We start from the raw sequence: 14,208 nt of genomic DNA, 5'->3' as shown, positions 1-14,208 counted from the left end.
ATGCAGATCCTGATCTTCCAGCTGGCCGATGCCGCGGCAGCCCTGCCGACGACGGCGATCCGCCAGGTGCTGCCCCTGCTGCAGCTCACCCGCTTCCCCGCGGCCCCAGCGGGCGTCGCCGGCCTGATGAACCTGCACGGCACGGCGATCCCGGTGGTCGATGTCACCGCCATGAGCGGCGGCGCGGGTGCCCAGGCGCGCCAGGACACCCGCATCCTGCTGGTGGATTTCAACTTGCCCGAGGGCCGTAGCCGTCCGCTCGGACTGGTGGTGGAAGGCGTCGCCGGCGTGCGCCGGATCACCGCTCGCGCGCCACGGCCGGCAGGCGTCCGGTTGCCCGACTATCCCTGGCTCGGCGAGGTGCTGGAGACACCCGAGGGCCTCTGGCTGTGGCTGGAGCCGGATCGTCTGCTTTCGCCGAGCCTGGCCGCCCTGCTGTTCCAGGAGGCCGCGTGAAGCTCGATCCCCGGCTGGCGCCCCTGGTGCGGGCGCGTACCGGCCTGGCCATCGCCGACGACATGCTCGGTCGCGCCATCCGCCAGCGCCTGCGCGAGCGCCAGGAGAGCGATGCGGAGGGCTACATGGCGCGCATCCTCGACGACGAAGCCGAATTCGCCGATCTGCTGGACCTGCTGGTCATTCCCGAGACCTGGTTCTTTCGCGATCCCCAGGCCATCGCCCACGCCGCCCGCTTCGCCCAGGAACGCCATGCCCGCAGTGGCGTGCCGGTGCGGCTGCTCAGCCTGCCCTGCTCCACCGGGGAAGAGCCCTACACCCTGGCCATGGCGCTGTTCGATACCGGTCTGCCGGCTGCGGCTTTCGAGGTGACCGCGGTGGACATCAACGAGCCGTCCCTGGAGCGCGCCCGCCGCGGCCTCTATGGGCGCAATTCCTTTCGCGCTCGCGACCTGAGCTTTCGCGATCGCTATTTCGACCCCGAGGGCGATCGCCATCGCCTGGCCGAACGGGTGCGCAATCAGGTGCGTTTTCGCCAGGGCAACATCCTGCAGCTGGGCAGCCTGCGTGACGGCACCGCCTTCGACGTGGTGCTCTGCCGCAACCTGCTGATCTATTTCGACGACCAGACCCAGGGCCGCGCCCTCAGTCACCTGGCCGCGCTCATGCACGACGACGGCCTGCTCTGTGTCGGCAGTTCGGAGATGGTCAGCGCCATGCGTCACGGCTTCGCCAGCCTGGGCGTGGCCCACGCCTCCGCCCTGGTCAAGCGCCAGGCCGTCGCCCCCGAACAGCCGCGCCCGCCCGCGCCGGCCGCGCCGCCCCGGCGCAAGGCCGCACCGCGCCCACCTGCGGCGGCGGACCTGCCTGCGCGCCTGCGCGCCAGAAGCACGCCTCCACCGGCCCCGACTCCCCCCGTCTCCGCCGGCCCTGCGCCGCTCGACGAAGCCCAGCGCCTGGCCGATGCCGGACGCGGCGCCGAAGCCGAGGCGCTGTTGCGCAACCTGCTCGAGACGGATCGCAGCCAGGCCGGGGCCCACTTCCTGCTGGCGCTGATCCTGCCCGACGCCCGCGCCGCCGAAGCCGAGCGGGCGCTGCGCCAGGCCCTCTATCTGGAACCGGGGCACTATCCCGCCCTCTGTCGCCTGGCGCTGATCTGTGAAAGAGCCGGCCGACTCGACGAAGCCGGACGCCTGCGCGAACGGGCCGCGCGCATCCAGACCCGCGCCGGTGACGAGGCATGAGCCTGAACCGCGAACTCAGCGCCCTGGAGCGCGCCGCCTGGGCCGAGCACTATGCCGAGCCTCTGGACGATCGCCAGGCGCGCTCGGCCAGTGCGCTGGTCTTTCGCCTCGGCGCGGAATGGCTCGGGCTGCCGGGCAGTTGCCTGGTGACCGCCACCGAACCCACCGCCGTGCACCGCGTCCCGCACCGGCGTTCGCCGCTGCTGCGCGGCATCGTCCCGGTGCGCGGCCAATTGCAGCCCTGCATCGCCCTGGAGCTGCTGCTGGCGGTGGCGCCGGCTGAGCAGACCCGTGGCTTTCCGCGCCTGTTGCTGCTGCATGTCGGTCATCGTGACTGGGCGGTACAGGTGGACGAGGTGCTGGGCCTGCAGCGCTATGCCCCTGGCGAGGTGCAGCCGCCGCCAGCCACCTTGGGCGGTGAATTGCTCAGCTACCTGGGCGGCGTCTATCGCGAGGGCGCGTACCAGGTCGGCCTGCTCGAGCTGACGCGCCTGGAGCGGGCCCTGGAAGAGGCGCTGCGATGAGCCAGCCACCGCGCGATGTGCGCGAGATGTCCCTCTATGACCTCTTCGCCAGCGAGGTGCAGAGTCACCTGCAGGCGCTGGATGCCGGTCTGCTGCGCCTGGAGCGCGACCCCAGCGACACGGGGGTGATCGAGCCGATGATGCGTGCGGCCCACTCCATCAAGGGCGCGGCGCGCATCGTCGACCTCGACGGCCTGGTGGAGCTGGCCCACGCCATGGAGGACTGTCTGGTCGCGGTCCAGGCCGGACGCCGCCAACTCGGTCCGGCGGACCTCGATCAGCTGTTTCGCTGCGTCGACGTCCTCGGCGAGGTCAGTCGCCTGGACGAGGCCGCCAGCCAGCGCTGGCAGCGCGAGCAGCGAGATAGCCAGCGGGCGCTGGCGCAGGCGCTGAGCGCTGGCGTGGGCGATCCGCTGCCAGCGGCCGCGGTCGCCTCGCGGGAACCGGCGCCTGCACCCGCCGTACCCGAAGAACCAACGCCCGATGCCGAGCGCAGCCGGGATCCGCTGCGGGTGGACAGCGGTCGCTTCAACCAGATTCTCGCCCTCACCAGCGAAGCCCGGGTCATGGGCCTCGGCCTGCATGGCCTGGTCCAGGGTTTCCAGGGCTATCGCGCGGAATTGCAGGGCCTGTTCGGCCAGGCCCAGGCGGTCAGCAGTGAATGGCGTCAGCGCCAGGAAAGCCTGCTCGATCGCTATCAGCAGCAGCTGCAGGCGCTGGAAGCCTATGAGCGGCGCCTGCTCGGCGTCTGCCAGGGGCTGCTGGACGAGGTACTCGGGGTGCGCATGCGGCCACTGCGCGATGCCGTCCAGGGCTTTCCCCGGTTGGTCCGCGACCTGGCCCGGGGCCTGGACAAGGATGCCGTGCTGCAGGTGGACGGCGCCGACACCCTGATCGATCGGGAGGTGCTGGCGCGACTGGAAAGCCCGCTCAATCACCTCTTGCGCAACGCCGTCGACCACGGTCTGGAAACCCCGGCCGAACGCCGCACCCTGGGCAAGTCCGAGTGCGGCCAGATCCGCCTGGAGGCCCGCCATGTCGCCGGGCGCCTGCAGGTCAGCCTGCACGACGACGGCCGCGGCCTGGACCTGGAGCGCATCCGCGCCGCGGTCATCGCCCGGCGCCTGAGTCCGCCGCCGGTGGCCGCCGAGCTGAGCCCGGCGGAATTGCTGGAATTCCTGCTGCTGCCCGGCTTCAGCCTCAAGGAGACGGTGACCGAGCTGTCCGGTCGCGGGGTGGGCCTGGACGTGGTGGCCGACGCCATTCGCGCCCTGGATGGCGAGGTGCGCCTGGAAACCCGCCCGGGGCTGGGCTTCAGCACCCACCTGCTGGTACCGGTCAGTCGCTCCATCGTCCGGGCGCTGATCGTCGACATCGCCGGCGAGGCCTATGCCCTGCCGGTCAATCGCATCGAACGGGTGCTGCGCCTGGATCCGGCCGAGGTGCATTCGCTGGAGGGCAAGGCCTTCTTCCTGCTCGGCGAGGATCGCCTGGGGCTGGTCGCGGCCCATCAGCTGCTGGAACTGGATGGCGCGCCGCCCACCGGCGATCTCGCCGTGCTGGTGATCGGCGGTGGTGACCGGCGCTACGGTCTGGTGGTGGATCGCCTGCGCGGCGAACAGGGCCTGGCGCTCAAGCCGCTGGACGAGATCTTCGGCAAGTTGCGCTCGGTCATCGCCGGGGCACTGCTCGACGACGGCAGTCCGGTGCTTCTGCTGGACGTCGCCGACCTGCTCACCGGCATCGAGCGACTGCTCGGCGAGGGCCGCCTGCGACAGGTGCAGAGCGGTGCCGCCCTGGACAGCCGCAGGGTCAAGCGGATCCTGGTGGTGGACGACTCCCTCACCGTGCGCGAGATGGAGCGCAAGCTCCTGGAAGGCCAGGGTTATCAGGTGGAAGTGGCGGTGGACGGCATGGACGGCTGGAACGCCGTGCGCGCCGGCGAATTCGACATGCTGCTGTCGGACATCGACATGCCGCGCATGAACGGTATCGAGCTGGTGGAACTGGTGCGCCGCGATCCGCGTCTGCATGCCCTGCCGGTGATGATCGTCTCCTACAAGGATCGCCCGGAGGATCGGCTCAAGGGCATGCAAGCCGGTGCCGACTACTATCTGACCAAGGGCAGCTTCCACGACGACGCCCTGATCACCGCCGTGCAGGACCTCATCGGAGCGCCATGAGAATCGCCATCGTCAACGATCTGCTGCTCGCCACCGAGGCCTTGCGTCGCCTGCTGATCGGCGACGGGCGCCATACGGTCGCCTGGATCGCCCATGACGGCGAGGAAGCCGTGGCACGCTGCGCCGAGGACCGCCCGGATCTGATCCTCATGGACCTGCAGATGCCCCGCCTGGACGGCATCGAGGCGACGCGCCGGATCATGGCGCAATCGCCCTGCGCCATCCTCATGGTCACCGCCACCCCCGACGACTGCGAAGGGGTGTTTCGCGCCATGGGCGCCGGCGCCCTCGACGTGACCGCTACCCCGGCCCTGAGCGGCGGTGCCGATGGCGGCGCCCTGCTGCGCAAGATCGCCCGTATCGAGCCCCTGGTGCGGCTGCCCGAACGAGCCACGCGCCCGCCCCAGGCCAGCGCTGCCACGCCAAGCACCGCGGCCGAGGCCACCAGCGACAGCCTGGTGGCCATCGGTGCCTCCACGGGTGGACCGGCGGCCCTGGTCAGCCTGTTCGAGGCCTGGGCGCCAACCAAGGAGGCCAGCGTGGTGCTGGTGCAACATATCGACCGACGCTTCGCCCCCAGTTTCATCGGTTGGCTCGGCACCCAGATCGCCTGGCCGGTCACCGCCGCCATGCCGGGCGCCCTGCCAGAACCCGGTCGCGTCGCCGTGGCCCTGGGTGACGACCACCTGCTGCTGGATGAGCGCGGCCGCTTCGCCTATACCGCCGAGCCGGTGGACTACCCCTATCGTCCCTCGGTGGATGTGTTCTTTACCCAGCTCGCCAGCCACCCGCTGCGGGCCGGCAAGGCCCTGGGCATCCTGCTGACCGGCATGGGCCGCGATGGCGCCAGCGGCCTCTATGCCCTGCGCCAGAGCGGCTGCCCGACCCTGGCGCAGGACGAGGCCAGTTGCGCCGTATACGGCATGCCCGCGGCTGCGGTTAGAATGGGCGCCGCGGAGCGCATTCTCAGCCCCGCGCAGATCGGCGCCTGGCTGCAAAGACGCTTCGGCAACGGCTCGCGTAACATGACATGAAAGGTCGCCAACAGGAGCGTTGGACGGCGCAGTGGCAGGGATTGGCCAAGAAGAGACGCGGGACGCCCGACCCCGCCCGCACAAGGACTCGCAGTAATGGCCACGCATGAGGGTAACGCCCAGGACAGCCTGACCGCACCCAAGGTGCGCCTGCTGCTGGTGGACGATCAGCTGATCATCATCGAAGCCTTGCGGCGGATGATCGCCGATCAGCCCGACATCGAGCTGCATTACTGCCTGGACGCTCACCAGGCGGTCAACATGGCCCTGCAACTCAAGCCCACGGTGGTCTTGCAGGACCTGATCATGCCCGAGATCGACGGCCTGGAAACGGTCAGGCGCTTCCGCGCCGAGCCGGCCCTGCGCGACGTACCCATCGTGGTGCTCTCCTCCAAGGAGGATCCCCAGGTCAAGGCGCAGAGCTTCGCGACCGGTGCCAACGACTATCTGGTCAAGCTGCCCGACAAGCTGGAACTGCTGGCGCGGGTGCGCTACCACTCCGAAGCCCACGTCCTGCGCGCCCAGCGCGACGAGGCCTTTCGCTTCCTGCGCGAAAGCCAGCGCCAGCTCGCCGAAGCCAATATCCAGTTGCAGAAGCTGGTGGCCATCGACAGCCTCACCGGCATCAACAACCGCCGCCATTTCGACCAGACCTACGAAGGCGAATGGCTGCGCGCCCGACGCAATCGCCAGCCGCTGGCCCTGCTGCTGTGCGATGTCGACCACTTCAAGCGCTACAACGACACCTATGGCCATCTCAGCGGCGATCTCTGCCTGAAGAAGGTGGCGGCGGTGCTCACCGAGCAGCTCAAGCGCCCGGCCGATCTGGTGGCCCGCTACGGCGGCGAGGAATTCGCCATGGTGCTGCCGGAGACCGACGCCGAGGGCGCGCTCAAGGTCGCCGAAGCCTGCCGTGCCGGGGTGGAACGGCTGCAGGTGGCGCACTCCGGCAGCGACCTCGGCTTCGTCACCATTTCCATCGGCGTCGGCAGCATCCAGCCGCAGAGCGGCGACGACCACGAAGCCTTCATCGAATGCACCGACCAGGCGCTGTACCAGGCCAAGGCCGAAGGCCGCAACCGGGTGCATCTGGTCAAGGGTGGCCAGGAGCTGGCGTCCCAAGGCGTTTCGCCAAACGTCTAGAAGCTGCGACTCACCAGACGATTACGCCCTTCGGCCTTGGCCTGGTAAAGCAGGTTGTCGGCGGCCTTGAGCAGGCCGTCCGGGGTCTGTTCGGGGGTCGGACTGCAGCAGGCCAGGCCCATGCTCATGGTCAGCCAGAGACGGTCCTCCGCCAGCGGATGCGCGATGCGCAATTCGGCGATGCCCTGCCGGCAGCGCTCCAGCACCGCTTCCGCCGCCGTGCGCGTGGCGCCCGGTAGCAAGAGCACGAATTCCTCCCCGCCATAGCGCGCCAGGCAATCCCGCTCGCGGATGCGTTGCTCCAGCACCTGGGCGACCCGCGCCAGCGCCTGATCCCCGGCGCCATGGCCGTGGGTATCGTTGTACTGCTTGAAGTAGTCGATATCGAGCATGGCGATGGCCAGCGAACCCCGCCGGCTGACCGCCAGCTGCCACTCGATCGTCAGCTGCTCGTCGAAGCGGCGGCGATTGCCCACCGCGGTCAGCGGATCCATGTGCGCCAGTTCCTCCAGCAGCCGCCGCTGGCGGGCCAGCTGCAGGTGCAGCCGCACCCGCGCCAGCACGGCCAGCGGATTGAAGGGCTTCTGGATGAAGTCGCTGGCGCCCAGCTCGAAACACTCCACCTCGCGGTGCAGGTCGTAGGCCGCGGTGATGAAGATCACCGGGATGGCGCTGGTCTCGGCGCGGCGCTTGAAGAGCTGGATCAGCTGCAGACCGTCGATGCCGGGCATCACCACGTCCAGCAGGATCAGATCCGGGTGTTCGCGGGCGGCCTTGGTCAGCGCCTGGACCCCGCTCTTGGCCAGCATGATGCGCGCCTCGTTGCGCAGCAGGTCGCCGAGGACGCGCAGATTGCTCTTCTGATCGTCGACGATGAGGATCAACGGCAGCTCGGGACGACGCCCCTCCATGGGCAGCTATTCCGCCCGTTGTCCGGCCTGCCGCACCCGCCGCAGCAGATCCGCGGTGGCATCGGCGGCGTGTTCGAACTCGACGTCGTTCACCCACTCGCGGATCCGTACCACATCGGCGCTGTGGGGGGTGCTCACGCAGGCGCGCAGCAGGCTGTCGAGCACCTCCTCGGCAGCGAAATCCGAGGTCTGCAGGAGCCCGACCAGGCGTTCGAGCAGGGCTTCCAGTTCCTCCACGGAGGCCTCCTCGCCGCCGGCGACCTCGACCAGGATCTCGTCGAGAGACGCCAGGCACCGCTCGGCCTCGGCCTGCAGGCGGCGCACGTCCTCGCCGATGGGCTGGGCCAGCCGGATCCTGTTGGTCAGACGTTGCGCCGCGTCCTGCAAGGCCATGGCGCCGACATAGGCGGCGGTGGCCTGCAGGCCGTGGGCGCATTCGAACAGCGCGGTGACATCGTCGGCCGCGCGCCAGGCGGCGATCCGCCCGGGCAGTTCGGCCTGTTGCACGCGGAAATCGCGGATCAGCTGTTCATAGAGTTGGGCGCTGCCGCGCAGCAGGCGCAACGCCGACTCGGGTTCGAGCACCGCACTGGCCCGCGCCCGCGCCAGCACGCCGACTTCCTTGACGTCCACCCCCTCCTCCACCGCCTTGCGCTCGGCGCGCTGCAGCTGCTCGAGGTTGGCCCAGGCGGCGATGATGCGGAACAGCTCGGCGGGATCGAGCGGCTTGACCAGGTGATCGTTCATGCCCGCATCCAGGCAACGCTCGCGATCGCCCGGCAGGCCGTTGGCGGTCATGGCGATGACCGGCAGCGCGGCCAGCGCCGGTCGGGTGCGCAATTCGCGGGTAGCCGACAGGCCGTCCAGGCGGGGCATATGGACATCCATCAGCACCAAGTCATAGCGCTGTCGCTCCAGCTGGTCCAGCGCCGCCTGGCCGTCCTCGGCCACGTCGATCAGGATGCCGCTGCCCTGCAGGAAGCCGATGACCACCTGGCGGTTGATGGCATTGTCGTCCACCAGCAGCAGGCGAATGCCCTGCAGATCCACCACGCTCTGGCCCACCGTCGGCGCGACCACCGGCGCCAGGCCCAGGCCCGCGAGCAGGCGCTGCACGGCCGGGCCGGTAACCGGTTTGTCGAGGAGTTCCAGGCCCGGCAGATCCTCGCCCAGGCTGCGCACCTCTTCCGCCTCGTAGGGCGAGGCCAGCAGGGTCAGCGCCAGCTCCGGCTGCCGGAAGCGCAACTGGCGCGCCAGTGCCAGGCCATCCTCGGCGCCCAGGCGCCAGTCGACGATGGCGAGCTCGAAGACCGATGTGGCCATCGCCGCCAGGGCCTGCTCGGTGGATTCCGCTTCCACCACCTGCATGCCCAGTTCGCGCAGGCGCTGGCCCAGGGTGCGCCGGGCCAGGCCGTGGTCGTCCACCAGCAGGACCTGCCGTGGCGTCTGGCTGGGCAGCCGCTCGGGCTCGCCTACCACCGGCAGGGTCAGACGCAGGGTAAAGCAGGAGCCGCGCCCGGCTTCGCTGTGGACCTCGAGGGTGCCGCCCATGAGTTCGGTGAGCTGGCGGGAGATCGCCAGGCCCAGGCCGGTACCGCCGTAGCGGCGGCTGATGGAGCCATCCGCCTGGGTGAAGGGCTGGAAGAGTTGCGCCTGCTGCGCCTCGGTCAGGCCGATGCCGGTGTCTTCCACCGCCAGGCTGAAATGGGCACGACCCGCTTCGCAGACGGCGCCGACGCGGATCAGCACATGACCGCGCTCGGTGAACTTGACCGCATTGCTCAGCAGATTGACCAGCACCTGCTGCAGGCGCAAGGGATCACCCTCCAGCGCCAGCGGAATGTCCGGACCGCAGTCCAGCACCAGTTCGACGCCCTTCTCGTGGGCCTTGATGGCGCAGAGGTTGAGGGTGCGCTCGAGCACCTTGGCCAGGTTGAAGCCCAGTTGTTCGAGCTGGGTACCGCCGGCTTCGTTGCGCGAATAGTCGAGCACGTCGTTGATCACCCCCAGCAGGGTCTCGCCGGAGTCGAGGATCTTGCCGACGTGACCGCGCTGCTCGCCGGACAGCCGGGTGCCCAGGGTCAGGCGGCTGAGGCCGATCACCGCATTGAGCGGGGTGCGAATCTCGTGGCTCATGGTCGCCAGGAACAGCGACTTGGCCGCCGCCGCTTCCTCGGCCCGGATGCGCGCCTGGTCCAGCTCGAGGGTGCGCTCGCCGACGCGCTGCTCCAGGGTTTCGTAGATCTGCGCGTGCTCCAGGGAAATCGCCGCCTGGGTGGCCAGGATGCCCAGCACCTGCAGCCGACCCGGGGTGAAGGCCTGGGCCAGCAGGTTGTTTTCCAGGTAGAGGATGCCGATCAGGCGCCCCTGGCGCAGCACCGGCAGGCAACAGACCGACCGCGGGCGCCGCGCGCGAATGTAGGCGTCGCGGACGAAGCGGCCGGCGCGGGCGGCGTCATCGAGGATCACCGGTTCGCGATGACGGATCACGTGGGACACCAGGGTCAGGGGCACCAGGCCCTCGCCGGAGTCCTGTTCGTTCAGCGCCAGCGGCAGCCCCTGCAGCACCTTGGGCTCGGCCGAGCCGCTGCAGACCGATGCCTGCACCAGCCAGCGACCGCCTTCGGGCAACAGCAGCAGGCCATGCTGGGCGCCGCCCTCCTCCAGGATGATGCGCATCATCCGCGCCAGCAGCTGATCCAGCGCCAGTTCGTTGGAGATGGTCTGCAGCGACTTGAGCACCGACAGCCAGTCCAGCCGCATCATCTCGCTGGTCGACTGACTATGGGTCCGCTGCACCGTCAGGGCGTTGGCCTCGGCGGCGCGCAGCCATTGCGGGAATTCGTTCTCCAGTGCCTGGGCCTTGGCCGCGGCGCCCCAGTGCAGATAGCTGCGCTGGGCGTCCTGCAGGTAGGTCCGGGCAATCCGCGGACGCTGCTGTTCCAGCCAGAAGCGCCCATAGAGTTCCTCGGTCAGCGCCGCGCCCTGGCGGAAGCCGTGCAAGCGCGCGGATTCCAGGGCCTGCTCGTAGAGATCCATGGCGGCTTCGACCCGGCCCTCGCGGCGGGCGCGCTCGGCCGCCACCAGGTCACGCTTGTGGGCGAAGTTTTCCGGGCAGTGCGCGGCCCAGCCGTTCAGCCGTTCCTGGGCGACCTCGACCTTGGCCAGCGCCTCGCCCGCCAGTTCGCCCTCGGCCAGCAGGATCAGCGCCTGATAGAAGGCGTGCTCGGCGATGCTGAACCAGCCGAAACTCGCCGCCAGCGAGGCTTCCATAGCTTCGGCATGCTGCCGCGCCTGGGGCAGCCGGCGGAACAGCAGCGCCGCCTGCATCTTGTTGAAGTCGTAGTAGTTCAGACAGAGCACATGGCCGCTGTCCCGCATCTGCCGCACCAGCGCCGCTTCGTCCTGGCCCTCTTCGTCCCAGGTCTCCTGACCCGGGGTGAGCCCCTGCAGCAGGCGCAGCGACTGGCGCAGGATGGTGAAGATCTCCAGGGTGTTGGGATCGCCGATGCCCAGCAGGATCCGCTCGATCTCCGCGGTTTCGCCAAGGATGTCGTCCAGCGGCGCCCCGGCGTGCTGCAGGTGCTTGAGGATGTGGAAGGCGCTGTAGGCGGTGAAGATGATCTCGCCGGTGCGCTGCCCGGCGGCCAGGGCCTCACGCAGCAGGGCGACGTTGTCCGCGATGGGGCTCGACCAGGGGCTGTTGGTCACCGCGAACATGGTGTAGACCTTGCACTTGAGCGGCAGATTGCCGGTGCGGTCGACCAGGTCGACGGCCAGGCGCCCGACCTGGTAACCCATTTCGTAGCGACCGTGGAAGGCTGACAGCAGCGAGCCGTAGTTGGCATAGCCGAAGGGCGAGAGATCGCCGTTGCCGTACTGGATCGACAGCTTGACGATGCGCATGACCGCCAGCAGGCTCATCGGCAGGTCGACGTTGATCGCCGGCCCCCAGAGCAGGCCCAGCAGGCGGATCAGCAACTGGGCACGCGGGTCTTCCATGCGCGGCAGGTCGAGCAGCGCCGCCGGATGGCGCTCGGCGAGCCAGGCCTCGACCTCGGCGCTGTCGGCGCCGATGGCCTGGTTGATGGCGTCCGGCGCCTCCGGCCAGGGTTCGTCCAGCACCTGGATGCCGGCCTTGGCCACCACCAGGGCTTCGGTGAAGCGCCCGAGGCCGCTGTAGAGGTCGATCTGCAGGGCACGCACCCCGGCTTCCTCGAAGATGCTGCGCGCCCGCGGCAGTAGCACTTCGCAGATGCGCAGGGCTTCGTTGGCGTCGCCACAGAGGTGCGCGACCTCGGCCCATTCCCGATGCAGCTGGAACAGCAGCCCATGGCGGCTCTCCCAGGCCGCATCGTCGATCAGCGCGACCGCCGTGCGCAGGAAGTCCTGGGCGGCGGGATAGGCGTTGGCCTGGCGCGCCTTGCGCGCGGCCTCCAGATTGAGTTCCAGCAGCTGCAGCCGCTCGGCGGGCGTCTCGATCAGCGCCAGCGCCAGGTTGAGGTGATTGACCGCGTCCAGTCGCGTGGCGCTGCCTTCGGCGAGATAGAGCTGACCGGCGCGCAGGTGGACCCGCTCGCGCTCGGCGGGCGCCAGCAGCGAGTGAGCGGCATGGCGTACCTGATCGTGCAGGAAACTGTAGTGCGTGGGCGTCTGTTCCCCCGCCGGGCCGCCTTCGGGCTCGGTGAGCAGGCCTTCCTGCACCAGCGACTGGCAGAGGCGGCGGATGTCCGCAGGCGATTCCGCCATCAGCGCGGCGAGGCGATCGCTGGAGAAATGGGTACCCAGGCAGGCTGCCCACTGCAGCAGTTGCGAGGTGCTGGCCGGCAGCTCCTTGAGCTTGCCGACCATGAAGTCGACGACATTGTCGTAGACGTCCAGGGCCTGGAGCCGGGCCAGCTCCCAGTGCCACTGACCGTGCTCGCCGTCGAACTCCAGCAGGCCTTCCTGCTGCAGACTGCGCAGCAACTGCTCGATGAAAAAGGGATTGCCGAGGGTCTTGTCCAGGCAGAGCCCGGCCAGGGCCGCCTGCTCCTCCGCCGGCGCCGGCAGCAGCTCGGCGATCAGTCGCTCGATCTCCACGCGCGACAGCGGACCCAGCGACAGGGTGCGGATCAGCGCCGCGCCGAGCAGGCGTTCCAGGGTGCTGCCGGCGAGCTGTTCTTCACGATGGGTCGCCACCAGCAGCAGCGGCCCCTGGTCGGTGCGCGCCAGCAGCCGCTCGATCAGGCGCAGCGACGCGCTGTCGGCCCATTGCAGATCGTCTAGCCAGAGCAGCAGCGGCCGGGTGTCCGTAGCGAAGGCCAGCAGCAGCGCGATCACGGCTTCGTCGAAGCGTTGTTCGGCCTGTAGCGGCGGCAGTTCGGCCACCGGCGCCTGGGGCCCGAGCCAGCTGGCCAGTTCGGGCGAGACCTCGGTCAGCACCCCGGCGTTGCCGCCCAGGGCCGCGACCAGGCGGTCGGCGAAGGCCTCGCCCAGGCTCTGGCCGACGTCGACCAGCTCGCGCACGGCCTGGCGCAGGGCGCCATAGGGCACACCGCTGCCAAGGGTCTCGAACTTGCCGTGGGCGAGCAGCACCCGTTCACCCTGGCGGCGGACGAAGGCCTGCACCAGCGCCGATTTGCCCACCCCGGAACTGCCACTGACGAAGACGGCTTCGATCCGGCCCAGGGTCGCCCGGGCCAGCGCCTCTTCGAGCAGGCGCAGGGGCGCGCCGCGGCCCTGCAGGGTGCGTACCGGCATCAGGCGTGCCGGCGGATCCTGTTCGCCCAGGGCGAAGGGCGCCCGCTCACCGGCCTGATGGGCCGCCTGGCAGCGCTGCAGATCGCGCAGGATGCCGAAGCAGCCCTGGTAGCGTTCCTCGGCGGCCTTGGCCATGAGCTTGTCCACCAGCGCGGCCAGCATCGGCGGTACCGTCGGCACCCGCTCGACCAGCGAGGGCGCACGCATCGCCAGGTGCGCATGCACCAGTTCGAGCGGGTCCTGGGCGCGAAACGGCGGCTCGCCCGCGAGCATCTCGTAGAAGGTCACGCCCAGCGCATAGAAGTCGCTGCGATAGTCCTGGTGGCGCCCGGTCCGCCCGCTCTGCTCCGGGGCGAGATAGGTGAGCGAGCCCTCCAGACGGGCATCGCCGCCATGGACGGCGCCAAAGGCCGTGGCGATGCCCAGATCGGTCAGCCGCAGGCTGCCCGTGGTGCAGTTGCAGACGATGTTGCGCGGATTGAGATCGTTGTGGGCGATGCGCAACCGGTGCAGCCGCGCCAGGGCCCGGACGATGGCCAGCGCCCAGTCGAAGAAGTCGTCCAGCGCCAGCGGCCCGGAGGCGAGCAACTCGGCGAGGTCGGTGCCGCCGATGTCTTCGAGCACCAGCACCTGGCGACCCTGGTATTCCAGCAGTTCCAGGGCGGCGCTCACCGCCCCGCTGGCACTGGCGCGGCGGGTCAGTTCGAATTCGTGGCGCAGCCCGGCCTGGGCCTGGGGCGTGGGATAGTCGGCGGCCAGCTGCTTGAGGATCACCGGCTGGCCATCGGCCAGGCGCGTGCCACGGTAGATCAGGGCATGGCGGCTTTCGCTCACCTGCGCCTTGCAGCTGTAGCCTGGAATCCTCAACACCGCGTTCGCCTCGATCCTCGGCCGACCGGGGATACCGGGCCAGCGCCTCAACTATTTCCGTTGCCTTGCTAAAGTCTCAAGGGAACTTTTCGATAAAGTGA

Annotated in this window: 8 protein-coding genes; 6 read left to right on the top strand and 2 right to left on the bottom strand. The window is 69.5% G+C overall.

What is annotated here, in order from left to right; translation table 11 throughout:
- The 6 genes from PVZ77_RS06535 to PVZ77_RS06510 all read left to right on the top strand — a co-directional run bounded on the left by PVZ77_RS06535 (position 1) and on the right by PVZ77_RS06510 (position 6,584).
- Entirely contained in the window at positions 1–456 is a 456-nt protein-coding gene (locus PVZ77_RS06535; RefSeq protein ID WP_273805995.1) for a chemotaxis protein CheW, read from the top strand.
- Positions 453–1,700 (top strand): CheR family methyltransferase, encoded by a 1,248-nt coding sequence (locus tag PVZ77_RS06530; RefSeq protein WP_273805994.1) that lies wholly within the window; start codon positions 453–455, stop codon positions 1,698–1,700. Before PVZ77_RS06535 ends, PVZ77_RS06530 begins: the two co-directional genes overlap by 4 nt.
- Entirely contained in the window at positions 1,697–2,224 is a 528-nt protein-coding gene (locus PVZ77_RS06525) for a chemotaxis protein CheW (RefSeq protein ID WP_273805993.1), read from the top strand. Before PVZ77_RS06530 ends, PVZ77_RS06525 begins: the two co-directional genes overlap by 4 nt.
- Positions 2,221–4,407 carry a hybrid sensor histidine kinase/response regulator gene (locus tag PVZ77_RS06520; RefSeq protein WP_273805992.1) on the top strand — a complete coding sequence of 729 codons (2,187 nt, stop codon included), beginning with the start codon at positions 2,221–2,223 and terminating at the stop codon, positions 4,405–4,407. The genes PVZ77_RS06525 and PVZ77_RS06520 overlap by 4 nt, the downstream gene beginning before the upstream one ends.
- Positions 4,404–5,441 carry a chemotaxis-specific protein-glutamate methyltransferase CheB gene (cheB, locus tag PVZ77_RS06515; RefSeq protein WP_273805991.1) on the top strand — a complete coding sequence of 346 codons (1,038 nt, stop codon included), beginning with the start codon at positions 4,404–4,406 and terminating at the stop codon, positions 5,439–5,441. Before PVZ77_RS06520 ends, cheB begins: the two co-directional genes overlap by 4 nt.
- A 96-nt stretch (positions 5,442–5,537) precedes the next feature.
- Positions 5,538–6,584: a GGDEF domain-containing response regulator gene (locus PVZ77_RS06510; protein WP_273805990.1), complete on the top strand. Its 1,047-nt coding sequence runs from the start codon at positions 5,538–5,540 to the stop codon at positions 6,582–6,584.
- Here the strand turns inward: PVZ77_RS06510 and PVZ77_RS06505 are convergent.
- Complete coding sequence (locus PVZ77_RS06505; RefSeq protein WP_273805989.1) at positions 6,581–7,495, bottom strand: diguanylate cyclase domain-containing protein; 915 nt, start codon at positions 7,493–7,495, stop codon at positions 6,581–6,583. The two genes, PVZ77_RS06510 and PVZ77_RS06505, sit on opposite strands and share 4 nt — an antisense overlap.
- Before the next feature lie 6 nt (positions 7,496–7,501).
- Positions 7,502–14,107 (bottom strand): response regulator, encoded by a 6,606-nt coding sequence (locus PVZ77_RS06500; RefSeq protein WP_273805988.1) that lies wholly within the window; start codon positions 14,105–14,107, stop codon positions 7,502–7,504.
- Positions 14,108–14,208 lie beyond the last annotated feature (101 nt).

Origin of the sequence: Pseudomonas sp. SHLD1, assembly GCF_028640935.1 — a bacterium.
In the GTDB taxonomy this organism is placed as follows: domain Bacteria; phylum Pseudomonadota; class Gammaproteobacteria; order Pseudomonadales; family Pseudomonadaceae; genus Chryseomonas; species Chryseomonas aestiva.
The sequence above is the reverse complement of the archived record's forward strand: the minus strand, read 5'-3'. Positions and strand labels throughout refer to the sequence as shown.

Excerpts from the sequence above, each read along its gene's own strand:
- PVZ77_RS06535 (WP_273805995.1), top strand. The coding sequence starts at position 1 with ATGCAGATCCTGATCTTCCAGCTGGCCGATGCCGCGGCAGCCCTGCCG.
- cheB (WP_273805991.1), top strand. The coding sequence starts at position 4,404 with ATGAGAATCGCCATCGTCAACGATCTGCTGCTCGCCACCGAGGCCTTG.
- PVZ77_RS06525 (WP_273805993.1), top strand. The coding sequence starts at position 1,697 with ATGAGCCTGAACCGCGAACTCAGCGCCCTGGAGCGCGCCGCCTGGGCC.
- PVZ77_RS06520 (WP_273805992.1), top strand. The coding sequence starts at position 2,221 with ATGAGCCAGCCACCGCGCGATGTGCGCGAGATGTCCCTCTATGACCTC.
- PVZ77_RS06505 (WP_273805989.1), bottom strand. The coding sequence starts at position 7,495 with ATGGAGGGGCGTCGTCCCGAGCTGCCGTTGATCCTCATCGTCGACGAT.
- PVZ77_RS06510 (WP_273805990.1), top strand. The coding sequence starts at position 5,538 with ATGGCCACGCATGAGGGTAACGCCCAGGACAGCCTGACCGCACCCAAG.